This is a genomic window from Aeromonas sp. s8 (assembly GCF_040907785.1).
GTDB classification, from domain to species: domain Bacteria; phylum Pseudomonadota; class Gammaproteobacteria; order Enterobacterales; family Aeromonadaceae; genus Aeromonas; species Aeromonas veronii.
In genome coordinates this window covers 82,855-105,284 of the sequence record NZ_JBFOCL010000030.1, presented here as the reverse complement: position 1 = coordinate 105,284, position 22,430 = coordinate 82,855, and the positions used below count along the sequence as shown (strand labels likewise).

Here is a 22,430-nt window from a genome sequence, read left to right as displayed (position 1 = left end):
GTCACTTCACCAGACATTGAAAATCAAAAATTGTTTTTGATGTTCGATGCTGTGAGTGCCCACACAGATTGCTTGATTCAAATTGTTAAAGAGCGTCACGCTTGCCGCGTTGAGGAGGCGCATATTACGCTTCTCACTTCGAAAGTCAAGCGATTGTTTTCGCTTTTCTTTCGGCGCCCACTTCGCTAGGAAGCTGGCTCATCAGGTTGGCGTGTTCCGCCGTGCTGGTAGGGGCGCATTATAGGGAGCCGCGCCGGGATGACAAGGGCTTTTTGCAAAAATGCGTTCGTTTGCTGAAAAAGCGAACTGAACGCCCCAAAACAACCCCTTGGCATCTCTTTTACGCCGCTTTTTTGCTCAATTCTTCGCTTTGTGCCCGGATATAGTTGACCCAGCTGGTTGCCTTCTGCTGCCAGTTATCCTGTTGCTGCAGCTCACGGGCCAGTTCCAGCGCCTGGGCATACTGCTCCTTATTGAGGTGTGCCTGCACCAGCAGCGCTTTGGCGCGATTGCCTTGCTCGCCCTTCACCGACGTGATGGCTGCGAGCTGGGTCATGGCAGCATCAGTCTTGCCCTGTTGCAGCAGCAGCTCGGCGGCGCGCATGGCGGCTTTGGGCTGACCGTGCTGGTTGGCGAGCAGCTGCCAGCTATCGACCGCTTGTGACCACTCCCGGGCACCTTCCCACAATTGAGCCAGCAGTTGGCGATTTTCAGCACTTTGCTTCATCTGTCCCTTGGCCATAGCCGCTTCCAGCAGACGGGCCCCACGATAAGGCAGCCCTTGCCAGGCATAGAGACGGATCAGCTGATTGCGGGCAGACGCATCATCCATCAGTTTTCTGTCGATGGCAGTCTGCAACAGAGCCAACGCCTGATCGCCACGTTTGGCGGAGAGGTTGAGCGACACCGCCTGCTGCCACCATTTGCTCTCTGTCGGCTCGTGACGGATCAGCTCGGCCGCCTGATCGGCCGCCACGCAATAACGTTGCTGGGCGGTGAGGGCGGAGAGACGAATGATGGCGGCCTGCTTCTGCCAACCCTTCTTCAACAACTGTTCGCTCTGGCTGGCAGCGTCACCATACTGTTTGTTGTGGTAATAGAGGCCGGCCAGACGCAGGCGCAGCCCATCGTCTTGTTTGAGTGCCAGTGCCGCCTTGTAGCTGGCGATGGCGCCAGACCAGTTGGATTGCTGGGCCTGAATATCGCCGCGCAGCCGCAATAGCTGGAGCTGTTGCTGCTCGGGCCACTCTTTATAGGCAAGAGCCTGTTCGACATAACGGCTCGCCTGAGCGGTCTGTTGCAGATTGGCCGCCAGCGAGGCTTGCAACTGCGCCAGCCAGGCACGCTCGGCATCGCTATTTGGCTTGAGGCCGGACGCCTTGCTCTGGGCTTGTTGCCACTGACCGGACTGATAGAGCTTCATCACGGGTTCAAGCTGACGGGAGAAGTGAGGGCTGACCTCCATCGCCAGACAGGCTTGGCCGACCAGGGCCAGCAGACAGATCCAGATCCGCAACATAGTTATGACTCCAGTTTGAATTTGAGCGTGATGACTTGCACCAGCTTGTCGGTAGCGCCCGGTCTCGGCTGATAGCGCCACTTGTTGATCGCCTGAATGGCCGCCCGCTCGAACTGACGCTTGGGCTTGGCCTCGACCACTTCCACATCCTGCACGCCACCTTCCGCATTCACGCTAAAGCGCAGGGTGACGAATCCTTCGATCCCTGACTGCTGGGCACGATAGGGGTAGACCGGCTCGATCCGTTGCAGCGGCATCAGCATGTCACCGGCGCCGATACCCGCTCCCTGCTGCTGGCCGTGGTAGTTGCCACTCAATACCGGTGCGGTACTGGTCGCCACGCCGGGGGCATAGACCTGCACCGCACTGAGGCTGGAGACCAGATCCAGACTCGGCTCAACGGCCGCCAAGGGGGCTGCAGCGGGCATCGGCAGCGGTGTCGAGGCCAATGCAGCGGGAGGCTCTGGCAGAGGCTCGGGTTCCTGCGGTACCGGACGCTCGCGCACCTGCACCTCGGTCACCTCGTTCTGCATATTGATGACGATGGGCTTCTGCTCGCTCGCCACCTTTTCGCCTCGGGGCGGTTCAACCAGGGTGGCCATGAACAGCAGGATACCCAGACTGAGGGCAATCCCCAGCCCCAGGCTCATCAGCTTGTATTTCATTTCGGCGCCACCGCCACAGCGATATTGGCGATGCCTGCCGCCTTGGCCTCATCCATCACCCGCACCACCTTGCCATGGGGCACTCGCTCGTCGGCCTGGATCACCAGGCTGGCATCGGGCTGCTCCGCCAGCAGACGGGCGATGGTGGCCTGTACCCGCTCCACATCGATCTGCTTGCGGTCGAGGAAGATCTGACCCTGAGCCCCGATCGCCAGCATGATGCTGGAAGATTTCTGCGCCTTGGCCTGACTGGCCTGGGGTCTGTGCACCTCGAGCCCGGCTTCGCGCACGAAGGAGGTGGTGACAATAAAGAAGATCAGCATGATGAACACGATATCCAGCATGGGGGTCATGTCGATCTGCACTTCGTCACGCTGGCGTTTGGATTGCCGTCTCATTGCATTACCTTCTCTTCTCGCAGGCCGTCCCGGGTCTTGGCCAGCGCACGCTTGGCCTGACTCTCGAGCCGACTGAGTAACAACACGCCGGAGAGGGCCACCACCATGCCTGCCATGGTGGGGATGGTGGCGCGGGAGATCCCACCTGCCATGCTCTCCGGGTTAAAGCGGTTGGCCGCAGCCAACGCATCGAATACGCCGATCATGCCGGTCACAGTGCCCAGCAGCCCCAGCATGGGGCAGAGCACCACCAGGGTGCGGATGAAGATCAGATGACGGTTCAGTTCCAGCTCCGCCTGCGCCAGCCAGCGACTGCGGATCGCCCGGGCGTGCCAGCTGTGGCGCTCGCTGCGGGCCTGCCAGCGACCGAGCAGCTGTTGCTGCAAGGGGCCAAAACCCAGATTGAGGTAGAGCAGCCGCTCGATCATCAAAATCCACATCAGCACCAGCAGGGCCAGAATGACCCAGAGCACCGGGCCGCCACGGCCCATGAAACTCTGCAGCTGTTGCCAGATGTCGAGCATCATGCTGCTCGCTCCATCCCGCCGTTATTGCTCTCGGCGCGCTCGGCCAGAATGCCGGCTACCTGCTGCTCCAACACATTAGAGAGCTCGGTGAAGCGCGATTGCAGCAGGCTGTGGGCCAGGATCAGCGGAATGGCCGCCACCAGACCCTGTACCGTGGTGACCAGCGCCATGGAGATGCCTCCCGCCATGATCTTGGGATCGCCGGTACCAAACTGGGTGATGGCCTGGAAGGTGCCGATCATACCGGTCACGGTACCGAGCAGACCCAGCATGGGGGCGATGGCCGCGATTACCTTGACCATGCCGATGCCGCGCTCCATACGAGGAGTCTCCTGCAGGATTGCCTCATCAAGACGCAGTTCGAGGGTCTCCATGCTCAGCTCGGGGTGTTTGTCTGCCACCGTCAGCACCCGGCCGAGGGCGTTGTCGGCGTGATACTCACCGCTCTTGAGCTGGCGGCGCACCCGACCCAGTTCTCGGGAGAGGCTCCACAGCCGTACCGCAGCGATACCCAAACCGATGGCGGCCAACAGCACGATAATGGCGCCGACCTGACCACCTTGTTGTACCTGCTGCCAGAAGGTGGGCGCCTGTGCCAGCATCGCCAGCAGAGTGCCATGAGAAGGATCCAGCGGCAGCGCTTCCCCTTCCTGACCCTGATAAGCCGCAACGGCAGAGAGCACGCTACCGGGCAGACCCAGTACCGGGCTCAAGCCTTCGGCGGTCGGTTGCAGGAAGCCTTCGCTCCCCAGCAGGGCAAAACTGCCAACCCGGGTCAGCGACTGCTCGCTGGCAGCCCCCTGGGCATCGAGCACCTTGCCGTTGAACTGGGCAATCCGGCCAGATTCGCGGATCTCCTGCAGCAGCGTGGCGGGCAGCAGGGCGAGAGCAGCACGATCCGGCACCTGTTTATCCTGTGCCATGGCTTTCAGCGGGGCGAGACGCTCCGGGTACTGGCCCTCGACGGCGGATTCGCTCAGCAGCTTGACTGCATCGCTGGCGCCCTGACGGGTGACCGCGAAGATCTCGTTCATGTCGCCGGAGGCTTGCTCCCACTGGGCGTTAAACTCGACCAGCTGCTTCTCGTTGCTGGCGAACTTGCCAGCCAGCTCCTTGCTCAAGCGCTGGGCCTCGGCCAGTCTGGCGCGGGCAGTGCCAAGCTCCTTGGCAACGGTCGCCAGATCTTGCTGAGCCTGCTGTTCACGAGCCTGTTCCTGCTGCTGCCACTCATCAGCGACAGCGGCATTGGCACCGCAGGAGAGAGCAATAAGGAGGGGGAACCACTTCATGGTGACTCTCATGATTGGGCCTCCTGACTACGGCTGACAGAGAGGGGGACATTGAGCAACTGGGGAACTTTCTTGTCGGCGGCCACATCCATCGCCTCGGCGATAGGGGAGAGCCACTGGCTGTCGAGGGCTTGCCACTGCTTAGACTCGGCAGACCAGCGCCATGCCTGACTGCGATCGGCCGTCATTGCCAGCAGGGAGACCCGACCCAGCGCCAGCACATCGACCCGACGCGGAGCACCATCCAGCTCCAGCTCGGCGGAATAGCTGTCCATCCGGCTGCCGTATTCGGCTTCAATCTGATAGGCCTGCAGCAGCTGACGGAATTTCTCTGCCTCGCTAACGTCTGCACGGGCCAGGGTCGCTTTCAACTGTTCAACCCGCGCCAGCCGATCTTCCTTGCGCAGCGGGATGTCGTTTTGCACCAGCTGTTCCAGATCTGCCTGCATCTGCAACATCAGCGGAATCAAGCCCTGACGGGTCTCTTGCACCGCTTCCAGCTGCTGGCTCAATTTACCCAGCTCATTTTGCTGATCGGCCACCAGAGATTGCATGTAGCGGTTGTAGGCTTCGAGGTCGCGTAGTTGAAGCTGGGCATTTTGCAGCTCCAGTCGTGCGGCAACGGCGGCATCGGCGGCTTTTTCCACCCGCTGCTGGGAGGCTTTCCCGGCAGCTATGCTGTTCTTGAGGGCGGGAGCAACCAGCTCATCCCCGATGGCAGCAAAGTGGACTGACAGTGGCAGCAGGGCCACACCCCATAATTTGTTCATTGAAATACATCTTACTAATGATAACTATTATCATTATCTCAAATGCAGGGCGGACTGGCAACGAGAGGATTTTCTTGGCCTTTATGCACAAAAACAGGATAATTTTTAAGCACGCACGGAATAAGTGGCTCCAATAGCCACCGCACAAATATAAATAACGATAAAAAATCTTTTCGATCAGTGTGATAGAGATCGAAAAAGGAGAAAGTAATGCTCAACGATGCGATCTGGGAACATATCGACAAGTTCACCAAGGCAACAAAAACCAGCGATATCCAGCAACTGCTGGAGCGCTTCAGTCATCAAATGGGCTTTGATTACTTTCGGCTGCTGATTATTTTCCCCATCAGCATGCAAAAATCCCACGTGGCACTGTTCAACAACTGTCCGACCACCTGGTTTGACGCCTACAGCGAAAACCAGTATCTGACCCAGGATCCGGTGGTCTATCTGGGGCTGAAACAGACCCAGCCGATCTTCTGGAACAAGCTCGACTGCGATTCGCCCTGGCTACCCAGCGCCAGCCGCGACGTGATGAACCTTGCGGCCGATTTCGGGGTACGCAATGGCGTCTCCTTTCCGCTACACACCCCGCAGGGGGAGCACGGCATCCTCTCATTCATCACCAAGGACAAATCCAACTCCGATCTGATGTTTGAAAATGTTCCGCTGCTGTCGTTCTGCGCCAGCTACATCTTCAACTCCGCGCTGCAACTGATAAAAAGCAGACCGGATATGATGAAATACCTGACCGAACTGTCGGATCGGGAGAAGGAGTGCCTGTTCTGGGCCAGCGAGGGCAAGACCTCCTGGGAGATCGCCACCATCCTCGGCATCAGTGAGCGGACGGTCAACTTTCACCTGACCCAGGTGACCAACAAGACCGACTCAAAGAACCGCAGTCAGGCCATCGCCAAAGGGATCACCAGCGGCATCATAGTGCCCTCCCTCGACGAGGTCACCATCACCAACCTGCGGCTGTCGTAACCCCTCAGCAGCAACAAAAAGAGCCGCAATTGCGGCTCTTTTTCATTTCAGAAAGTGACTTATCAAAAGTGACTTACTCAACGGTCACCGATTTTGCCAGGTTGCGCGGCTGGTCCACGTCAGTCCCCTTGATCAGGGCAACGTGATAGGAGAGCAGCTGCAGCGGCACGGTATAGACGATGGGGGCGATCACCTCTTCCACATGGTTGAGGTTCATGACCCGCATGGTCTCGTCGCTCTTGAAGCCGGTATCGGCATCGGCGAACACGTAGAGGATACCGCCACGGGCGCGCACCTCTTCCACGTTGGACTTGAGCTTCTCCAGCAGATCGTTGTTCGGCGCCACCACAATGATGGGCATCTCGGCATCGATCAGCGCCAGCGGGCCATGCTTCAGCTCGCCAGCGGCATAGGCTTCGGCGTGGATGTAGGAGATCTCTTTGAGCTTGAGCGCCCCCTCCATGGCGATGGGGTACTGGCTGCCGCGGCCGAGGAACAGGCTGTGCTGCTTGTCGGCAAACTCTTCGGCCAGGGTTTCGATATCCTTGGCCAGCGCCAGACTCTCTTTAATACGCAGCGGCAGGGCTTGCAGCGCCTTGACCAGTTCAGCCTCGGCGGCGGTGCTCAGGTGGCCACGGCAGTGACCGACGGAGGCCACCAGCATCAGCAGGCCAGCCAGCTGGGTGGTGAATGCCTTGGTGGAGGCCACACCAATTTCTGCCCCCGCGCGGGTCATAAAGGCCAGATCCGATTCACGCACCAGCGAGGAGCCCGGCACGTTGCAGATAGCCAGCGAGCTCATATAGCCGGATTCCTTGGCCAGACGCAGGGCGGCCAGGGTATCGGCGGTCTCGCCACTCTGGGAGAGGGTCACCAGCAGGCTGTTGGGGCGCACTACCGACTTGCGATAGCGGAACTCGGAGGCGATCTCTACATCGCAGGAGACGCCAGCGATCTCTTCGAACCAGTAGCGAGCCACCATGCCGGAGTGATAGGAGGTGCCGCAGGCAACGATCTGCACGTGCTCGACCTTGTCAAAGATGGCACGCGCGCCGTTGCCGAACGATTCGACCACCACGTGATCGCTACCCAGACGCCCTTCCAGGGTGTTGGTGATCGCTTTGGGCTGCTCGTGGATCTCCTTGAGCATGTAGTGACGGTATTCGCCCTTGTCACCGGCATCGTGGGATAGTTCGGACTCCTGCTCTTCGCGCACCACGGCGTTGCCGTTGGTATCGAAGATGTGCACGTCGCGGCGGGTCACTTCGGCCACATCACCCTCTTCCAGGAAGATGAAACGACGGGTCACCGGCAGCAGCGCCATCTGGTCGGAGGCGATAAAGTTCTCGCCGATACCGCGGCCGATCACCAGCGGTGAACCGGAGCGGGCAACCACCACGCGGCTGTCGTCGCGGCTATCCATGACCACGGTACCGTAGGCACCGCGCAGCTGCTTCACCGCAGTCTGCATAGCGGCCAGCAGGCTGCCGGCGCTCTTCAGCTCGTGATGGACCAGATGGGCAATCACCTCGGTATCGGTGTCGGAGCTGAACACATAACCCAGCGCCTTCAACTCTTCCCGCAGCTCTTCGTGGTTCTCGATGATGCCGTTGTGCACCACCACGATATGCTCGGAAACGTGGGGGTGGGCATTGCGTTCGGAGGGCTCGCCGTGAGTGGCCCAGCGGGTATGGGCGATGCCGGTACCGCCGTGGACGGACTGCTCGTCAAGCGCCTTGGCCAGCTCGGCCACCTTGCCCAGACGGCGAACCCGCTGCAACGGCTGGTTGGCGCTGAACACGGCCACACCGGCTGAGTCATAACCGCGGTACTCCAGACGGCGCAGGCCCTCTACCAGAATTTCAGCCACATCACGTTGGGCAACAGCCCCGACGATGCCACACATACACTTCTCCTTGAGATGCAAATCGTAAAGTCAGTTGGATGGTTCAGAGCTCGATGTCAGCAAGTGACCGGGGCGCAGATAAGCGTCACCCCCTGGGCTTGAATCTGTTCTCTGGCCTCGCTGGCCAGCCCCTCGTCGGTCACCAGGGTATGGATGCTCGACCAGGGAAGTTCGAGATTGGGGATCTTGCGGCCGATCTTTTCCGATTCGACCATCACAATGACCTCCCGCGATACCTCTGCCATAACCCGCGACAGGCCCACCAGCTCGTTGAAGGTGGTGGTGCCACGCTCCGGGTCGATGCCGTCGGCACCGATAAAGAGCTGGTCGAAGTCGTAGGAGCGCAGCACCTGTTCCGCCACCTGCCCCTGGAAGGATTCGGAGTGAGGGTCCCAAGTGCCACCGGTCATTAACAGGGTAGGCTCATTTTCCAGCTCGCGCAGGGCACCGGCCACATTGAGGGAGTTGGTCATCACGATGAGGCCGCGCTTGTTGCCCAGCATGGGGATCATGGCGCTGGTGGTGCTGCCGCTGTCGATGATGACGCGGTTGTGATCACGCAGCCGCTCGGCCGCCGCACGGGCAATGGCTAACTTTCGGTTCGAAACTTGTTCAGGGTTGACCTCGACCACCATCTCGTTCGGCAAGGGAACGGCACCACCGTAACGGCGCAGCAGCAGACCGCCGGTCTCCAGTACCGCCAGATCTTTACGGATGGTCACTTCGGAGGTAGAAAAGTGTTTGGCGAGGGCATCGACGCTCACTTCACCCTGCTCTTGTACCAGGGTCACTATGGTGTGTCGGCGTTGTTGAGTATTACGTTTGGTCATTTTTAAGTTTCGATTCGAAAGAACATCGAAATATTAGCCCCTTTTTCGGAAAAATAAAACAGCAAATAGGATCCGATTTGGTTCGATGCCAGAATGGGGTGCCAATTTGCGACGAGGATGCCATGCAAAAGAGAGTCATCTGGCTGGTGGAGGATGAGGCCAGCATCGCCGACACCCTGATTTACGCCCTGCAGACCGACGGGTTCGAGGTGGAGTGGTTCATGCTGGGCCAGCAGTTGCTGACACGACTGGAACAGACGCGACCCGACTTCCTGATCCTCGATGTGGGGCTGCCCGACATCAGCGGCTTCGAACTCTGCAAGCAGGTGAGGGCGCTGACCGATATCCCCCTGATGTTCCTCACCGCCCGCAGCGAGGAGATAGACCGACTGATCGGGCTGGAGATCGGTGCCGACGACTATGTGGCCAAACCCTTCTCGCCACGGGAAGTGTGTGCCCGGGTGCGGGTCATCCTGCGCCGCAGCCAGCCGGTCGCCCCCCAGCCCAGCACCCTGCTGGTACTGGATGAGCAGCGGGCCCGCATTCACTTTCGCGGCCAACCGCTGGCCCTCACCCGCTACGAATATCTACTGCTCAAGACCCTGATGCAGGCGCCGGGGCGGGTCTACTCCCGCCAGCAGCTGATGGATCTGGTGTGGCAGGATGCGGAGGAGAGTCTTGATCGCACCGTCGATACCCACATCAAGACCATCCGCGCCAAGCTGCGCGAACATGATCCAGAAGCCAACCTGATCCTCACCCACCGCGGGCTGGGCTACAGCCTGGAGCTGGCATGAGACTCGGGTTGCAACTGCTGTGCGGCCTGCTGCTGATCTTCGCGCTGGCCGCCTGGTTTGTACTGGAGATCTTCGTCGAGGAGATAAAACCCGGGGTGCGCAGCGCCACCGAGGATACTCTGGTCGACATGACCCAGCTGCTGGCGCCGCTCGCGCTCGATGACCTGCAAGAGGGCAATATGATGAACGGGCGGTTGGCCAGCGCCTTCGCCCGCCTCAACCAGAATCCCATCAATGCGATGATCGACGGCCACCTCAAGCAGCAGGCGGAGTACCGCATCTATGTGACGGATCGGCAGGGGATGGTGATTTACGACTCCGACGGCACGGATCTGGGCAAGGATTATTCCCGCTGGAACGATGTCTACCGCACTCTGCGTGGCCAGTATGGCGCCCGCAGCACCCGCACCGATCCCGACGATGCCGCCAGCTCGACCATGTATGTGGCTGCACCGCTGCGGGAAGGGGCCGAGATCATCGGCTCCCTCACCGTCGCCAAACCCAACCGCACCCTGATGCCAGCCATCGAGCGGGGGGAACAGGAGCTGCTGCGGGCCGGCGGCCAGATGCTGCTCATCTCGCTGCTGATCGGCAGCCTGCTGGTGTGGTGGCTCAACCGCGCCATCGGCAAGCTGGTGCACTATGCCGACTCGGTCAGCAAGGGGGAGGCGGCACCGCTGCCGCAGTTGCACACCGTCGAGCTGGATCGGCTCGGCCGCTCGCTGGAAACCATGCGCCACCAGCTCGATGGCAAAAGCTACATCGAAGCCTATGTGCACAGCCTGACCCACGAGCTGAAGAGCCCGCTGGCGGCCATTCGCGGGGCAGGGGAGATTTTGGCCGAAACGCCACCCCCCGAAGTTGCCAAACGGTTTATCGGCAACATCAATCTGGAAACCGCGCGCATGCAGCAGCTGATCGAGCGAATGCTGCAACTGGCGCGGCTGGAGTCGGGGCAGGGGCTGGATCGCCAGTCGGTGGAGCCAGCGAAACTGGGCAAGCGCACCCTCGATGCTCGCCAGATCATCGCCCAGCGCCGTCAGGTCGAGTTGGTGGCCGAGCTGGCCAGCGCGCCGAAACAGAAGTGGGATCCGCTGCTGGTGGAGCAGGCCATCGGCAACCTGCTGGATAACGCTATCGACTTCTCTCCCGCCAACGGGCAGGTCACCCTGAGCGGCAGCCAGCAGGAGGAGGGCTACTGTTTTCGGGTTACCGACTGCGGCCCCGGCATTCCCGACTACGCATTGCCGCGCATTTTCGAGCGCTTCTACTCCCTGCCACGACCGGACAAGGGCAAGAGCAGTGGTCTGGGGCTTAGCTTCACCCATGAGGTAGCCCACCAGCATGGCGGCCGTCTGACCCTGAGCAACCGGCCGGAAGGAGGCGCGCTGGCGGAACTCTGGCTGCCATTCGCCTAGTCCCCCCGCAACTTCACATTCCCCACACAAAGCGGCATTAGACTGCCGCTTTCTCTCATCCATTTGCTCAAGGAAATGCTATGTCCCGCCTGCTTCTCTCCAGCCTGCTGGCTGCCGGTCTGCTCGCAGACCTGCCTGCCTCCGCCGCCAGCGGCTGCTTTCTCTATGCCGACGGCAACGGCCAGACCCTCTCCAGCGAAGGGGACTGCTCCAGCCAGCTGCCGCCCGCGTCCACCTTCAAGATCCCGCTGGCGCTGATGGGTTACGACAGTGGCTATCTGGTGGATGAAGAGCATCCGGCGCTGCCCTACAAACCGAGCTATGACGGCTGGCTGCCCGCCTGGCGTGAAACCACCACCCCGCGCCGCTGGGAAACCTACTCGGTGGTCTGGTTTTCCCAGCAGCTCACCGAATGGCTGGGGATGGAGCGCTTCCAGCAATATGTCGACCGCTTCGACTACGGCAACCGGGATCTCTCCGGTAATCCGGGCAAACATGACGGCCTGACCCAGGCCTGGCTCAGCTCCAGCCTCGCCATCAGTCCGGAGGAGCAGGCCCGCTTCCTCGGCAAGATGCTGAGCGGCAAGCTTCCGGTCTCGGCGCAGACCCTGCAGTACACCGCCAATATCCTCAAGGTGAGCGAGATCGACGGCTGGCAGATCCACGGCAAGACCGGCATGGGCTACCCGAAGAAGCTGGATGGCAGCCTCAACCGCGATCAGCAGATCGGCTGGTTCGTCGGCTGGGCCAGCAAACCGGGCAAACAACTGATCTTCGTCCATACCGTGGTGCAAAAGCCCGGCAAGCAGTTCGCCTCCCTCAAAGCGAAAGAAGAGGTGCTGGCCGCCCTGCCTGCACGACTTAAAAAGCAGTGAGCTCGCTTCCCGCCAGATAAACCCCGATAACCACGGTCAGCCCACCAGCGACGGACTGACCGTCATTCGTAAACGAGACAAACATGAAATTATTTCTATTGCTGATCTGGCTTCCGGCCAGCATGGCGCTGGCTGCCTGTGATCTCTCCGACCGCCTGACACGGCAGGGAGAAATCATCCATGATCGGCTAAACCAGCTCGAATGGCAGGCGTGCAGCCTCGGCAGCCAGTGGCAGGAGGGGAAAGGGTGCGTGGGCACACCGGCCCTGCTGACGCTGCTTGAAGCCAAAGATGAAGCAGCCCGCCTTGGCGAGGGGTGGCGACTCCCCACCATCGAGGAGCTCTTCACCCTGCTCGACGAAGATTGCCGGGCGCCGATGACAGACCCGCGCTTCTTCTCCGATATCCATGACAACGGGGAAAATTCAGCCCCCTACTGGACCTCCAGCTCCATTGAGGAGATGCCTGAACTGGTCTACTACATCGACTTTATGCACGGGCTGATCGACGGCCATACCGATCGTTTCGCCCAAGCCGCTCGGTTGGTGCGCTCCCACCCCTGAACAATCCCACGGCGCCTGATGGCGCCGTTTTTCAACAGTTCACAGCCACTTCACACAAGCCCATCACCACTTCACGCCGGACTGACAGACTCACTCCATCCAACAAGGAGACGTGTCATGGTCAAACAGATATTCACCCACAAGATATTTCTGCTGCTGTTGCTCAGCCTGCTGTTGATGGTGCCGGTGCAATCCATCATGGAGCTGAACCGGGAGCGTCAGGCTTACCGCGCACAAGCCATCAAACAGATAATGGCCAGTACGAGCGGACCGCAGCGCCTAATAGGCCCCGTAATTGTCCTCCCGTATACAAGAGAGCTGATCCTGACCAATGGTAAGGAAACTCGGAGAGAGGTAGAGATACGCTACCGCTACCTGTTGCCAGAACAGTTAACGGCCACAGCGAATATGGAGGTAACACCACGCAAACTGGGGATCTACCAAGCCCAGCTATATCAGGCTAACGTCACTCTAACCGGCCAATTACCAGCGATCCCTGATTGGCAGCCACCACGCGACAGCATCCGCGGCCAACCCTATCTCAGCCTAATCGTCTCCGACGCTCGAGGCATCATTCAGATACCAACCATCACCTTCGCCAACGAGCTACTGACTGTCACTCCCGGTGCACGGCTTGGCAACCGATCTGGCGTGCATGTCCCGCTAACCACCAAACAACAGCAAGGAGGGTGGTTCGATATAAAGATTTCCCTACAGGGTATGGAAAAATTCACCCTGATTCCGGTCGGTCGTGACAGCAAACTAACCTTGTCCGGTAACTGGCCCCACCCCAACTTCCTGGGCGATTTCCTGCCAACCACCCGTACAGTAAAAGATCAAGGTTTCAATGCTGACTGGCAGACAAGTTGGTTTGCCACAGATATGGAGAATCAGTTCCCTGACATGATCCAAAGCGCCTCCAAACATCTGCCCAGCTTCAGCGTCAGTCTGGTGCAGCCGGTGGATCACTATCAACTCAATGAGAGGGCGGCCAAATATGCCCTGCTGTTTATCGGCCTCACCTTTATCAGCTTCTTCATGTTCGAGCTGCTCAAGGGGCTGCGGGTTCACCCGATCCAGTACGCGCTGGTGGGCATGGGGCTGGCTATCTTCTATCTGGTACTGCTGGCCCTGACCGAACACCTCGGCTTTGGCTGGGCCTATCTGGTGGCCGCACTGGCCAGCGTACTGCTCAACGGTTTCTACCTCAGTCATGTGCTGGGTGGCCCGAAACAGGGGATCGGCTTCGCTGCGCTGCTCGGGCTGGTCTATGCCATCCTCTACAGCCTGCTGCAGGCCGAAGAGATCGCCTTGCTGCTCGGCGCCCTGCTGTTGTTCGCCACCCTGGCGCTGATCATGATGCTGACCCGCAAGCTCGACTGGTATCAGGTGATGGACTACAGCGCCCCCGCCACCACATGGGCGGCCCCCCAGTCATCGACCAGTGACACCAGCCATAAGTCATAAGCCAAAAAAACCGGCGCCATCAGGCGCCGGTTCTATTTTATTGATCGGGCATCACTTCTTCTTGACCGGGCGAGCCCAGTTCTTGATGTGGCGCTGGGGCACCCGAGTGATCACCAGCTCGTTCTCGGCCACATCCTTGGTGATGGTGGAACCCGCCCCCAGAGTCGCCCCCTTACCGATGCGCACCGGCGCCACCAGCTGGGTATCGGAACCGACAAACACATCATCCTCGATGATGGTCTGGAACTTGTTCACGCCGTCGTAGTTGCAGGTGATGGTGCCGGCACCGATGTTCACCTTAGCACCCACCTCAGCATCCCCTAGATAAGTGAGGTGACCGCACTTGGAACCAACCCCCAGACGGGCCTTCTTCATCTCAACGAAGTTGCCAACGTGGGCATCCTGCTCCAGCACGGCACCCGGGCGCAGACGGGCAAACGGGCCGACCGAGCACTGATCCGCCACCTGAGCCCCTTCAACGATGGAGTAGGGCTTCACTTCGGTGTGATCGCCAATGACGCAATCCTTCAGCACGACACCGGCACCGATACGCACATGATTGCCCAAGACGACCTTGCCTTCGATGATGACGTTGACGTCGATCACCACCTCTTCACCGATCTCGAGAGTACCGCGCAGATCGAAGCGAGCCGGATCGATCAGGGTGACACCGGCGATCATCAGCTTCTCGGCCTGCATCTGCTGATAGCTACGCTCAAGAGCAGCCAGCTGCACCCGGTTGTTGGCCCCTTCCACCTCGGCAGCATGATCCGGATGTACCGCTGCAATCGGACAGCCATCGCCGTGCGCCATGGCGATCACGTCGGTCAGATAGAACTCGCCCTGAGCATTCTTGTTGTCCAGACGGGAGAGCCAGCTGCGCAGCTGACCACCGTTGGCCACCAGCACGCCGGTGTTCACCTCTCGGATCGCCAGCTGTTCGGCGTTGGCATCCTTCTGCTCGACGATGCCGACTACCTGACCATTTTCACGGACGATACGGCCATAACCGGTGGGGTTGTCCAGTACCACGGTCAGCAGTGCCATCCCGTTTTCAGCCTTGGCAGCAAGCAGTCGCTGCAGGGTCTCTGGCTGGATCAGCGGGGTATCGCCGTACAGCACCAGCACATCGTCTTCATCCTTCCAGAATGGGATAGCTTGGGCGACGGCATGACCGGTCCCCAGCTGCTGCGCCTGCAGCACCCAGTTCACGTCGGCCGCCACGATCCGCTCTTTCAGCAGCTCGGCACCGTGGCCATAGACCAGATGCAGCTGCTCGGCGCCGACCTGACGGGCGGTATCGATCACGTGGGAAACCATGGGTTTGTTGGCTACCGGGTGGAGTACCTTGGGCAGAACGGAACGCATGCGGGTACCTTTACCCGCCGCCAGGATCACGACGTTGAGAGACATGACTTCGACCTTGAACTTGTGTGGAGATACCCGGCGGAGTCTATCCAACGGGTAAAAAAAAAGCGACCCGAAGGTCGCTTTTTACATCACCGTTATTAGCGGTAATTCTTTTTGACGATATCGATGACTCGCAGTTGAGCCATCGCCTTGGCCAGCTCGGTGGCGGCCTGGGCGTAGTCGATATCACCATGGGAGCTGTGGATCCGCTCTTCGGCTGCACGCTTGGCTTCCTGGGCTTTCGCCTCATCCAAGTCGTCAGCACGAATCGCGGTGTCCGCCAGCACGGTCACGGATTCAGGTTGTACTTCCAGCATACCGCCGGAGATGTACAGCACCTCTTCAGTTCCGTTCTGCTTCACCAAGCGGACCAGGCCCGGCTTGATGGCAGTCAGCAACGGAGCATGACCGTGGCGGAGACCCAACTCACCTTCGGAGCCTGATACCTGAGCGGATTGCACGCGACCGGAAAACAGTTTTCCTTCGGCGCTCACCACGTCCAGGTGAAAGGAGATCATCTCTGCCATGGGCCCTCCTGTCGAGGCTTACAGTTTCTTGGATTTCTCGACGACTTCGTCGATACCGCCAACCATGTAGAACGCCTGCTCGGGCAGATCGTCATACTCGCCTTTCAGGATGCCCTGGAAACCACGGATGGTCTCTTTCAGCGGCACGTATTTACCCGGAGAACCGGTAAACACTTCTGCTACGAAGAACGGCTGGGACAGGAAACGCTCGATCTTACGGGCACGGGCTACGGTCAGTTTGTCTTCTTCTGACAGTTCATCCATACCCAGGATGGCGATGATGTCCTTCAGCTCTTTGTAGCGCTGCAGTACGGTCTGAACGCCACGAGCGGTCTCGTAGTGCTCTTTGCCAACCACCAGCGGATCCAGCTGACGAGAGGTAGAGTCCAGCGGGTCAACGGCCGGGTAGATACCCAGTGCTGCGATTTGACGGGACAGTACGACGGTCGCATCCAGGTGGGCGAAGGTGGTCGCCGGAGACGGGTCAGTCAAGTCATCCGCAGGAACGTAAACGGCCTGTACGGAGGTGATGGAACCGGTCTTGGTGGAGGTGATACGTTCTTGCAGAACACCCATCTCCTCGGCCAGGGTCGGCTGGTAACCTACAGCGGAAGGCATACGGCCCAGCAGTGCGGATACTTCAGTACCGGCCAGGGTGTAACGGTAGATGTTATCTACGAAGAACAATACGTCACGACCTTCGTCACGGAACTTCTCGGCCATGGTCAGGCCGGTCAGCGCAACGCGCAGACGGTTTCCGGGCGGCTCGTTCATCTGACCGTAAACCAGAGATACTTTGTCCAGTACGTTGGACTCCATCATCTCGTGGTAGAAGTCGTTACCCTCACGGGTACGCTCACCAACACCGGCGAACACAGAGTAACCACTGTGCTCGATCGCGATGTTACGGATCAGCTCCATCATGTTTACGGTTTTGCCTACACCGGCACCACCGAACAGACCAACTTTACCACCCTTGGCGAACGGGCATACCAGGTCGATAACCTTGATGCCTGTTTCCAGCAGATCGTTGCTGTTGGACTGATCTTCGTAGCTGGGGGCAGCGCGGTGGATAGACCAGCACTCTTCTTCACCGATCGGACCTTTTTCGTCGATTGGCTCGCCCAGTACGTTCATGATCCGACCCAGAGTCGCAGTACCGACCGGAACCTGGATGGATTTACCGCTATTCACTACTTCCAACCCACGACGCAGACCGTCGGAGGAGCCCATGGTGATGCAACGAACGACGCCGCCACCGATCTGTTGCTGAACTTCCAGCACCAGACCCTGGCCTTGACCTTCGCTAACGACCTTCAGTGCATCGTACACCTGGGGCACGGCATTCTGCGGGAACTCGATGTCCACCACAGCGCCGATGATTTGGACGATGAAACCGTTACTCATGTCAAATCCTCTAAACCTTTGATAACCCTTGCCTTACACCGCAGCAGCACCGGATACGATCTCTGTCAGCTCCTGGGTAATACTGGCCTGACGGGCCTTGTTGTATACCAGTTGCAGATCGTTAATCAGGTTACCGGCGTTGTCAGTCGCGGCTTGCATGGCAACCATTCGGGCTGCCTGTTCACTTGCCAAGTTTTCCACTACACCCTGGTAAACCTGAGATTCGACGTAGCGAACCAGCAGGGTATCCAGCAGCTTCTTGGGATCCGGCTCATAGAGGTAATCCCAGTGGTGTTTCTTGGCGAGCTTGCTGTCTTCAGTTACGGGCAAAGGCAGCAGTTGATCGACCCGTGGTTGCTGCACCATGGTGTTGACGAACTTGTTGTACACCAGATACAGCTTGTCAATCTCACCGTTGTCGTAAGCCTTCAGCATGACCTTGACTGAACCAATCAGGTCATTGACGCTCGGACTATCGCCCAGTCCTGCGACATGAGCTTTAACCTTGGCGCCGTGCCGTTCAAAGAAGTTGGAGGCCTTGTTACCGATCAGTGCCAGGTCAACCTTGGCACCTTTCGCGCTCCATTGCTTCATATCATTGAGGGCAGCCTTGAACAGGTTGATGTTCAGACCACCACACAGGCCACGGTCGGTGGAGACGACGATGTAACCCACTCGCTTGACCTCACGTTCGATGAGGTAGGGGTGCTTGTATTCCAAGTTCCCCTGAGCGATATGGCCGATCACCTTGCGCATGGTTTCAGCGTACGGACGGCTGGCAGACATGCGTTCCTGCGCACGGCGCATTTTGCTTGCTGCCACCATTTCCATAGCGCCGGTGATCTTCTGAGTGTTTTTCACACTCCCGATCTTGTTACGTATCTCTTTTGCGCCGGCCATCTCTTACTCTCCATCAAGTGGCAGCTCACGCTGCCACACACGCTTACCAGGTCTGGGTTGCTTTGAAGCTATCCAGCAACGCAGTCAGCTTGCCAACGATCGCGTCGTTGTAGTCGGCTTTGGCATTGATTTCAGCCATCAGCTCGGCATGCTGGGTATTGGCGTAAGAGAGCAGAGCGGCTTCGAAGTCGACGATCTTGTTCAGCTCGACATCGGAGAGATAGCCTTTCTCGGCGGCGAACAGCACCAGAGACTGGTGAGCCACGCTCAGCGGAGAGTACTGCTTCTGCTTCATCAGCTCGGTCACTTTCACACCGTGATCCAGCTGCTTGCGAGTCGCCTCGTCCAGATCGGAAGAGAACTGGGCGAATGCCGCCAGTTCGCGATACTGGGCCAGCGCGGTACGGATACCACCGGACAGCTTCTTGACGATCTTGGTCTGAGCAGCACCACCTACACGGGATACGGAGATACCCGGGTCAACCGCCGGACGAATACCGGAGTTGAACAGCTGTGAAGTCAGGAAGATCTGACCATCGGTGATGGAGATCACGTTGGTTGGAACGAACGCAGATACGTCACCCGCCTGGGTTTCGATGATTGGCAGCGCAGTCAAAGAACCGGTTTTGCCTTTCACTTCACCCTTGGTGAACTTCTCTACGTACTCGGCGTTAACGCGAGCAGCACGCTCCAGCAGACGGGAGTGCAGATAGAAAACGTCACCCGGGTAAGCTTCACGTCCTGGCGGACGGCGCAGCAGCAGGGAGATCTGGCGATAAGCTACGGCCTGTTTGGACAGGTCATCATAGATGATCAGCGCGTCTTCACCGCGGTCACGGAAGTACTCACCCATGGAGCAACCGGCATACGGAGCCAGGTACTGCAGAGCAGCCGCTTCGGAGGCAGAGGCAACCACTACTATGGTGTTGGCCAGGGCGCCGTGCTCTTCCAGCTTGCGCACTACGTTGGCGATGGTGGAGGCCTTCTGGCCAATCGCAACGTAAACACACTTAATGCCGGAATCTTTCTGGTTGATGATGGTGTCGATCGCGATGGCGGTCTTACCAACCTGACGGTCACCGATGATCAGCTCACGCTGGCCACGACCGATTGGGATCATGGCATCGATGGCTTTCAGACCGGTCTGGACCGGCTGGTCAACAGACTTACGCTCGATAACGCCCGGTGCGATCACTTCGATCGGCGAGAAGCCATCGTTGTCGATCGGACCTTTACCGTCGATCGGCTGACCCAGGGTGTTCAACACCCGGCCCAACAGACCACGACCTACCGGCACTTCCAGAATGCGGCCAGTACCTTTTACTTTCATTCCTTCTGACAGACCGTCATAGGAACCCATAATCACCGCACCGACGGAGTCACGCTCCAGGTTCAATGCCAGAGCGTAGCGGTTGCCCGGCAGCTCGATCATCTCACCCTGCATGGCATCAGCCAGGCCGTGAATACGAATGATACCGTCGCTCACAGAGACGATAGTACCTTCGTTACGCGCTTCGCTCTTTACATCAAACTGCGCAATGCGCTGCTTGATCAGCTCGGCGATTTCAGTGGAATTCAGTTGCATGCTCTAATACCCCAATCAAGATTGCAGCGCGTCAGCCATGCGATCCAGCTTACCGCGGACTGTGCCGTCGATTACCAGATCACCGGCCTTGATGAGCACCCCGGCCATCAAGGACGCATCGATGCTGCAATTCAGCTTCACTTTGCGCGCGAGACGTTGTTCCAGAGAAGCCTGAATATTGGCTTTCTGCTGGTCGGTCAGTTCGATCGCCGAAATCACGTCAGCCTGAACCTCTTTATCCAGTTCAGCTTTGAACGCTACAAATTCAGCAACGACCGCCGGCAGCACACCCAAGCGACCATTCTCGGCCATCACCCGGATCAGGTTCTGGCCATGCACGTCGAGTTGCTCACCGCAGACACCGACAAACAGCGTTGCCAGCTCTTCGGCGGCCACAGAGCCGTTTACCAGATTGTGCATGGTCTCGTTTTCCACTACTTGCGCAGCGAAACCGAGCATACCCAGCCACTGGTCAACCGCCTTGTGCTCAACGGCAAACTCGAAAGCAGCCTTGGCGTAGGGGCGAGCAATTGTAGTCAGTTCAGACATAGCCCCGTTCCCGTTACAGTTCTGCTACCAGTTTGTCGACGATGTCGCTGTTGGCAGCCTGGTCGATTTGACGCGCCAGGATCTTCTCTGCACCAGCAATGGCAAGAGCAGCAACCTGCTTACGCAGTTCTTCTTTGGCACGATGACGTTCAGCTTCGATCTCGGCACGGCCCTGAGCCAGGATTTTTTCCCGCTCAGACTGGGCACCAGCGGCAGCTTCATCAATGATCTGGGCTTTACGTTTGTTAGCCTGCTCAATGATTTCAGCAGCCTGCAGCTTGGCTTCTTTCAGCTGATCGGTGGCGTTGGCCTTGGCCAAATCCAGATCTTTCTTGGCACGTTCGGCAGAAGAGAGGCCGTCAGCAATAGCTTTCTGACGGGCTTCGATGGCTGCAATCAGCGGCGGCCATACGTACTTCATGCAAAACACTACGAAGAAGAAAAAAGCAATTGCTTGGCCGAGGAGGGTGGCATTGATATTCACAGCCGATGTCCTCTTAAGTTAGTTAATGGGTTATGCCTGGAGAGTCGTAACGACTTAGCCAGCAACCGCAAACATCACGTACAGACCCAGACCAACGGCGATCATCGGGATCGCATCCACCAGACCCATTACGATGAAGAACTGGGTACGCAGAACAGGGATCAGATCCGGTTGACGAGCAGCACCTTCCAGGAACTTGCCACCCAGGATACCGATACCGATGGAAGCGCCGATAGCAGCCAGACCCATCATCATTGCAGCAGCGATGTACAGCAGGTCCATGTTCAAGTTTTCCATGAGGATCTCCAGTTATTTAGATGTAATTGATTGTATAAAAAGGATTATTTGAGTTGCATCAACCATGGTCTTCCTGCGCCATCGACAGATAGACGATGGTCAGAACCATGAAAATGAATGCCTGCAAAGTGATGATCAGGATGTGGAAAATTGCCCAAGGCACGGACAGGATCCACTGTGACCACCAGGGTAACAAACCAGCAATCAGGATAAAGATCAGTTCGCCAGCATACATGTTGCCGAACAGTCGAAGACCCAGAGAAACAGGTTTGGAAATCAGCGTAACAGTTTCCAGGATGAGGTTAACCGGGATGGCCGCCGGGTGGTTGAAAGGCTGAAGCGTCAGCTCCTTCACAAACCCGCCGATACCCTTGACCTTGATGCTGTAATACAGGATCAAGAAGAACACGCCCAAAGCCATGGACATGGTGATGTTAACGTCAGCAGAGGGAACCACACGCAGATAGGGAATACCCATCAATTGTGCAGCGTGAGGGATAAAGTCAACGGGGATCAGATCCATGAAGTTCATCAGGAAGATCCACACAAACACCGTCAGCCCCAAAGGTGCGATGACCTTGTTGCGACCGTGAAAGATGTCTTTGACGTTACCATTCACAAACTCGACCAGCATCTCCACAAAGCACTGCAGCTTACCCGGCACCCCGCTGGTAGCGTTAACGGCTACTTTGCGGAACAGCAGGATAAACAGAGCGCCTAGCACGACGGAAAATACCATTGAGTCGATATTGACCGTCCAGAACCCGGACCCGACTTGAAGGTGGGTCAGGTGGTGGGAGATATATCCCTGAGGAGTCAGGACTTCTCCGGTTGCAGACATGAGTTTTCCTAATAGTGGTTGTTAAGCGTGAATGAAACCATCCACTGTACAACGAGGGCGAGGATATAAGTGGCGAAAAACGAGACGGTAACGACCTCGACTCCCGCACCAAACATCAGGGCGAATAGACCTGTTGTAGAAATGAGCTTAATCCCTGCCCCACCATAAAAGTCCCGCAAAACCAGGCCCACACTCTCGGTTGTCACCTTGCGGCGCAGCACCCAGACAGTAAACAAGGCTTGAGGAACCCAGTACATCCCCCCTCCGTAGAGAGCGGAATAACCGGCGCTGGCACCAGTCAGGTAAAACCAGACGGCACTCATCGCCAGGATCAGGATGAGCTGACAAACGAGCATAACCAAGGCCAGTGTCAAACCTTCCAAGGCTATTTTCTGCTTCACCAACCTACCCCTGAACAT

The 22,430-nt window shown here is 58.3% G+C and carries 25 protein-coding genes; 7 read left to right on the top strand and 18 right to left on the bottom strand.

Going from position 1 to position 22,430, the window contains the following annotated elements:
- Nucleotides 1-189 (top strand): hypothetical protein (locus AB5Y86_RS10210; RefSeq protein WP_227016271.1); only part of this gene is annotated, 189 nt, incomplete at its 5' end.
- A gap of 151 nt (nt 190-340) precedes the next feature.
- Here the strand turns inward: AB5Y86_RS10210 and AB5Y86_RS10205 are convergent.
- The 6 genes from AB5Y86_RS10205 to AB5Y86_RS10180 are packed head-to-tail and all read right to left on the bottom strand — an operon-like array spanning nt 341 to nt 5,168.
- Nucleotides 341-1,519 carry a hypothetical protein gene (locus AB5Y86_RS10205; protein ID WP_368192797.1) on the bottom strand — a complete coding sequence of 393 codons (1,179 nt, stop codon included), beginning with the start codon at nt 1,517-1,519 and terminating at the stop codon, nt 341-343.
- A 2-nt stretch (nt 1,520-1,521) separates the two neighbouring features.
- Nucleotides 1,522-2,184 (bottom strand): energy transducer TonB, encoded by a 663-nt coding sequence (locus tag AB5Y86_RS10200; RefSeq protein ID WP_005339371.1) that lies wholly within the window; start codon nt 2,182-2,184, stop codon nt 1,522-1,524.
- On the bottom strand, nt 2,181-2,582 hold the full coding sequence (locus AB5Y86_RS10195; RefSeq protein ID WP_005339369.1) for a biopolymer transporter ExbD: 402 nt from the start codon (nt 2,580-2,582) through the stop codon (nt 2,181-2,183). The genes AB5Y86_RS10200 and AB5Y86_RS10195 overlap by 4 nt, the downstream gene beginning before the upstream one ends.
- A complete protein-coding gene (locus AB5Y86_RS10190) occupies nt 2,579-3,109 on the bottom strand; it encodes a MotA/TolQ/ExbB proton channel family protein (protein ID WP_005339367.1) in 531 nt (176 codons plus the stop codon). Before AB5Y86_RS10190 ends, AB5Y86_RS10195 begins: the two co-directional genes overlap by 4 nt.
- Entirely contained in the window at nt 3,106-4,410 is a 1,305-nt protein-coding gene (locus AB5Y86_RS10185; RefSeq protein WP_368192796.1) for a MotA/TolQ/ExbB proton channel family protein, read from the bottom strand. Before AB5Y86_RS10185 ends, AB5Y86_RS10190 begins: the two co-directional genes overlap by 4 nt.
- Nucleotides 4,407-5,168: a DUF3450 domain-containing protein gene (locus AB5Y86_RS10180; RefSeq protein ID WP_005339362.1), complete on the bottom strand. Its 762-nt coding sequence runs from the start codon at nt 5,166-5,168 to the stop codon at nt 4,407-4,409. Before AB5Y86_RS10180 ends, AB5Y86_RS10185 begins: the two co-directional genes overlap by 4 nt.
- Before the next feature lie 210 nt (nt 5,169-5,378).
- Here AB5Y86_RS10180 and AB5Y86_RS10175 point away from each other — a divergent pair, with 210 nt between their 5' ends.
- Complete coding sequence (locus AB5Y86_RS10175) at nt 5,379-6,155, top strand: LuxR family transcriptional regulator (protein ID WP_005339360.1); 777 nt, start codon at nt 5,379-5,381, stop codon at nt 6,153-6,155.
- A gap of 73 nt (nt 6,156-6,228) precedes the next feature.
- Here AB5Y86_RS10175 and glmS read toward each other — a convergent pair whose 3' ends face one another.
- Nucleotides 6,229-8,061 (bottom strand): glutamine--fructose-6-phosphate transaminase (isomerizing), encoded by a 1,833-nt coding sequence (gene glmS, locus AB5Y86_RS10170; protein WP_368192795.1) that lies wholly within the window; start codon nt 8,059-8,061, stop codon nt 6,229-6,231.
- Between the two features lie 56 nt (nt 8,062-8,117).
- Nucleotides 8,118-8,891, bottom strand: a complete 774-nt coding sequence (locus tag AB5Y86_RS10165; protein ID WP_064335026.1) for a DeoR/GlpR family DNA-binding transcription regulator — start codon at nt 8,889-8,891, stop codon at nt 8,118-8,120.
- 122 nt (nt 8,892-9,013) lie between these two features.
- Between AB5Y86_RS10165 and blrA the strand changes: the two genes are divergently transcribed.
- From blrA to creD, 5 genes are all read left to right on the top strand, one after another.
- The gene (gene blrA, locus AB5Y86_RS10160; RefSeq protein ID WP_157161682.1) at nt 9,014-9,688 is read left to right on the top strand and encodes a beta-lactam response regulator transcription factor BlrA; all 675 of its coding nucleotides are present in this window, start codon (nt 9,014-9,016) and stop codon (nt 9,686-9,688) included.
- The gene (gene blrB / locus AB5Y86_RS10155) at nt 9,685-11,106 is read left to right on the top strand and encodes a beta-lactam sensor histidine kinase BlrB (RefSeq protein WP_368192794.1); all 1,422 of its coding nucleotides are present in this window, start codon (nt 9,685-9,687) and stop codon (nt 11,104-11,106) included. The genes blrA and blrB overlap by 4 nt, the downstream gene beginning before the upstream one ends.
- Nucleotides 11,107-11,186: 80 nt before the next feature.
- Entirely contained in the window at nt 11,187-11,981 is a 795-nt protein-coding gene (gene blaOXA / locus AB5Y86_RS10150) for an OXA-12 family class D beta-lactamase (RefSeq protein WP_368192793.1), read from the top strand.
- A gap of 83 nt (nt 11,982-12,064) precedes the next feature.
- Entirely contained in the window at nt 12,065-12,544 is a 480-nt protein-coding gene (locus tag AB5Y86_RS10145) for a DUF1566 domain-containing protein (RefSeq protein ID WP_219296855.1), read from the top strand.
- A 117-nt stretch (nt 12,545-12,661) separates the two neighbouring features.
- Nucleotides 12,662-14,011 (top strand): cell envelope integrity protein CreD, encoded by a 1,350-nt coding sequence (gene creD, locus AB5Y86_RS10140; RefSeq protein ID WP_368192792.1) that lies wholly within the window; start codon nt 12,662-12,664, stop codon nt 14,009-14,011.
- Between the two features lie 51 nt (nt 14,012-14,062).
- Here the strand turns inward: creD and glmU are convergent, their stop codons facing one another.
- The 10 genes from glmU to AB5Y86_RS10090 form a co-directional block, all read right to left on the bottom strand.
- On the bottom strand, nt 14,063-15,424 hold the full coding sequence (glmU, locus tag AB5Y86_RS10135; protein WP_368192791.1) for a bifunctional UDP-N-acetylglucosamine diphosphorylase/glucosamine-1-phosphate N-acetyltransferase GlmU: 1,362 nt from the start codon (nt 15,422-15,424) through the stop codon (nt 14,063-14,065).
- Nucleotides 15,425-15,519: 95 nt separating this feature from the next.
- A complete protein-coding gene (locus AB5Y86_RS10130) occupies nt 15,520-15,948 on the bottom strand; it encodes a F0F1 ATP synthase subunit epsilon (RefSeq protein WP_005339345.1) in 429 nt (142 codons plus the stop codon).
- Nucleotides 15,949-15,966: 18 nt separating this feature from the next.
- Complete coding sequence (gene atpD / locus AB5Y86_RS10125; RefSeq protein ID WP_005339344.1) at nt 15,967-17,355, bottom strand: F0F1 ATP synthase subunit beta; 1,389 nt, start codon at nt 17,353-17,355, stop codon at nt 15,967-15,969.
- A 33-nt stretch (nt 17,356-17,388) separates the two neighbouring features.
- A complete protein-coding gene (gene atpG / locus AB5Y86_RS10120; protein ID WP_005339343.1) occupies nt 17,389-18,255 on the bottom strand; it encodes a F0F1 ATP synthase subunit gamma in 867 nt (288 codons plus the stop codon).
- 43 nt (nt 18,256-18,298) lie between these two features.
- A complete protein-coding gene (atpA, locus tag AB5Y86_RS10115; RefSeq protein WP_005339342.1) occupies nt 18,299-19,840 on the bottom strand; it encodes a F0F1 ATP synthase subunit alpha in 1,542 nt (513 codons plus the stop codon).
- Between the two features lie 15 nt (nt 19,841-19,855).
- Entirely contained in the window at nt 19,856-20,389 is a 534-nt protein-coding gene (gene atpH, locus AB5Y86_RS10110; RefSeq protein ID WP_005339341.1) for a F0F1 ATP synthase subunit delta, read from the bottom strand.
- A gap of 13 nt (nt 20,390-20,402) precedes the next feature.
- A complete protein-coding gene (gene atpF, locus AB5Y86_RS10105; protein ID WP_005339336.1) occupies nt 20,403-20,873 on the bottom strand; it encodes a F0F1 ATP synthase subunit B in 471 nt (156 codons plus the stop codon).
- A gap of 54 nt (nt 20,874-20,927) precedes the next feature.
- Nucleotides 20,928-21,170 (bottom strand): F0F1 ATP synthase subunit C, encoded by a 243-nt coding sequence (atpE, locus tag AB5Y86_RS10100; RefSeq protein ID WP_005307205.1) that lies wholly within the window; start codon nt 21,168-21,170, stop codon nt 20,928-20,930.
- Nucleotides 21,171-21,228: 58 nt separating this feature from the next.
- Nucleotides 21,229-22,011 carry a F0F1 ATP synthase subunit A gene (gene atpB / locus AB5Y86_RS10095; protein WP_005339335.1) on the bottom strand — a complete coding sequence of 261 codons (783 nt, stop codon included), beginning with the start codon at nt 22,009-22,011 and terminating at the stop codon, nt 21,229-21,231.
- 8 nt (nt 22,012-22,019) lie between these two features.
- Nucleotides 22,020-22,430, bottom strand: a complete 411-nt coding sequence (locus tag AB5Y86_RS10090) for an ATP synthase subunit I (RefSeq protein ID WP_019445506.1) — start codon at nt 22,428-22,430, stop codon at nt 22,020-22,022.

Coding starts and splice junctions, on each gene's coding strand:
- atpE (WP_005307205.1), bottom strand. CDS start 21,170: ATGGAAAACTTGAACATGGACCTGCTGTACATCGCTGCTGCAATGATG.
- blrB (WP_368192794.1), top strand. CDS start 9,685: ATGAGACTCGGGTTGCAACTGCTGTGCGGCCTGCTGCTGATCTTCGCG.
- creD (WP_368192792.1), top strand. CDS start 12,662: ATGGTCAAACAGATATTCACCCACAAGATATTTCTGCTGCTGTTGCTC.
- AB5Y86_RS10190 (WP_005339367.1), bottom strand. CDS start 3,109: ATGATGCTCGACATCTGGCAACAGCTGCAGAGTTTCATGGGCCGTGGC.
- AB5Y86_RS10205 (WP_368192797.1), bottom strand. CDS start 1,519: ATGTTGCGGATCTGGATCTGTCTGCTGGCCCTGGTCGGCCAAGCCTGT.
- atpB (WP_005339335.1), bottom strand. CDS start 22,011: ATGTCTGCAACCGGAGAAGTCCTGACTCCTCAGGGATATATCTCCCAC.
- atpA (WP_005339342.1), bottom strand. CDS start 19,840: ATGCAACTGAATTCCACTGAAATCGCCGAGCTGATCAAGCAGCGCATT.
- AB5Y86_RS10145 (WP_219296855.1), top strand. CDS start 12,065: ATGAAATTATTTCTATTGCTGATCTGGCTTCCGGCCAGCATGGCGCTG.
- AB5Y86_RS10175 (WP_005339360.1), top strand. CDS start 5,379: ATGCTCAACGATGCGATCTGGGAACATATCGACAAGTTCACCAAGGCA.
- glmU (WP_368192791.1), bottom strand. CDS start 15,424: ATGTCTCTCAACGTCGTGATCCTGGCGGCGGGTAAAGGTACCCGCATG.
- atpH (WP_005339341.1), bottom strand. CDS start 20,389: ATGTCTGAACTGACTACAATTGCTCGCCCCTACGCCAAGGCTGCTTTC.
- blrA (WP_157161682.1), top strand. CDS start 9,014: ATGCAAAAGAGAGTCATCTGGCTGGTGGAGGATGAGGCCAGCATCGCC.
- AB5Y86_RS10195 (WP_005339369.1), bottom strand. CDS start 2,582: ATGAGACGGCAATCCAAACGCCAGCGTGACGAAGTGCAGATCGACATG.
- AB5Y86_RS10200 (WP_005339371.1), bottom strand. CDS start 2,184: ATGAAATACAAGCTGATGAGCCTGGGGCTGGGGATTGCCCTCAGTCTG.
- AB5Y86_RS10185 (WP_368192796.1), bottom strand. CDS start 4,410: ATGAGAGTCACCATGAAGTGGTTCCCCCTCCTTATTGCTCTCTCCTGC.
- glmS (WP_368192795.1), bottom strand. CDS start 8,061: ATGTGTGGCATCGTCGGGGCTGTTGCCCAACGTGATGTGGCTGAAATT.
- atpD (WP_005339344.1), bottom strand. CDS start 17,355: ATGAGTAACGGTTTCATCGTCCAAATCATCGGCGCTGTGGTGGACATC.
- atpG (WP_005339343.1), bottom strand. CDS start 18,255: ATGGCCGGCGCAAAAGAGATACGTAACAAGATCGGGAGTGTGAAAAAC.
- AB5Y86_RS10090 (WP_019445506.1), bottom strand. CDS start 22,430: ATGTTCAGGGGTAGGTTGGTGAAGCAGAAAATAGCCTTGGAAGGTTTG.
- AB5Y86_RS10130 (WP_005339345.1), bottom strand. CDS start 15,948: ATGGCAGAGATGATCTCCTTTCACCTGGACGTGGTGAGCGCCGAAGGA.
- blaOXA (WP_368192793.1), top strand. CDS start 11,187: ATGTCCCGCCTGCTTCTCTCCAGCCTGCTGGCTGCCGGTCTGCTCGCA.
- AB5Y86_RS10180 (WP_005339362.1), bottom strand. CDS start 5,168: ATGAACAAATTATGGGGTGTGGCCCTGCTGCCACTGTCAGTCCACTTT.
- AB5Y86_RS10165 (WP_064335026.1), bottom strand. CDS start 8,891: ATGACCAAACGTAATACTCAACAACGCCGACACACCATAGTGACCCTG.